Source organism: Nocardia sp. NPDC004278, from assembly GCF_053602975.1.
Map to the genome: position 1 here is coordinate 1 of NZ_JBSGEQ010000110.1, position 1,477 is coordinate 1,477.

General features: G+C 69.9%; 1 protein-coding gene. It reads left to right on the plus strand.

Features of this window, described 5'->3' with window-relative positions; all coding sequences use genetic code 11:
* Positions 1-1,477: hypothetical protein (locus tag ACWEO2_RS44255; protein ID WP_452410871.1), on the plus strand; the 1,477-nt coding region annotated here is incomplete at both ends.

Genomic DNA, 1,477 nt, shown 5'->3' on the forward strand with positions numbered 1-1,477 from the left:
GAGCGCATCCGAGACTTCGACGACCCGGGCCAGTTTCTCGAGGAGCTCGGCGAGGACATGGGCGTGGCCGAGGCAACGGGCGGAGCATTCCCCAGCGACCGGCCCGGTACTGCCCCCGACGGCGTCTCGCGCACCACCCCGGGCGGCGCGGACGGCACCGCCGCTCCGGGTACCACACCGATCGGCGCACCGCACTCACCGGCCGATGCCCCCGTGCGGCGCCCCGAGCTAGTACTGACACCCAGGCAGAGGGAGATACTCGAGCAGTACGTCATCGACGAGAGCTACAAAGAAGCCGGAAAACGGCTCGGCGATACTAACAAGGCCACGGTGTTCCAGCACGTGGCCAGCGCGGTACGCAAGCTCGGGGCGGCGGATGTGTGGCAGGTTGTGGATTGGCAGCGCGATGCCGACGACCGGGGGGTCGTTGTCGAGCAGATCGCGGAAGAAGCACGGCGACACTCGCAGAGATCGGTCCGGGCACCGACAGACATTCAAAGGAAGGCGCTCGCGCAGTACTTTCTCGACGGGGGCTACAACAAAGCCGGAAGAAGTCTGGGCATAGATCCATCCTCGGTGAAGTCCAGCGTGGAAGGTGCGGTGCGCAGGCTCGGGGCGGCGCACGCGGGGCAGGCTGTGGGATGGCAGCGTGAGGCCGTCCGCCGGGGGGTTGGTGTCGAGCAGGTCGCGCGAGAAGCGCGGCAACGCCCGCAGACCGCGCAGGAACCGGGCGCGGGAGTCCCGAGCGCCCCCGTGCGGGAACTGACATCCAAGCAAGGGGAGGCGCTCGAGCAGTTCGCCATCGACGAGGACTACACAGCAGCCGCAAGACGGCTTGACGGCATTAATGCGGCCACGGTGCACCGGCACGTGGCCGCCGCGGTAGTCAGGCTCGGGGCGGCGGATGTGTGGCAGGCTGTGGAATGGCAGTGTGAGGCCGTCGGCCGGGGGGTCGGTGTCGAGCAGATCGCGCGAGAAGCGCGGCAACACCCGCAGACCGCGCAGAGATCGGTCGGGCTGCGGACAGTCCATCAGGGGGAGGCGTTCGCGCAGTACGTTCTCGACTGGCGCTACAGCGCAGCCGGAAGAAGTCTGGGCATGGACCCATCCGCGGTGAGGTCCGCCGTGGCCGCCATGGTGCGCATGCTCAGGGCGGCGCATGTGGGGCAGGCTGCGCGATGGCAGCGTGAGGCCGTCCGCCGGGGGGTTGGTGTCGAGCAGGTCGCGCGAGAAGCGCGGCAACGCCCGCAGGCTGTGGGGGAACCGGGTGCCGAGGGCGGTTACACTGCTGGCCCCAGCACGCTTTCCGCGCCGGCGCAGGCATCCTCGTCGCGGGATAGCGGCGCGGCGCGGCCCTGGGTTCCGCGCGCGTCGGGCGCGGACTCGGCGGGTGACCGAAACGCTCCTGTCGCCGACCCGAGTGGGCCGGGGGATGGGGCTGTCTCGGTGCGTGATGACCTCCACCCCGGTCATGACG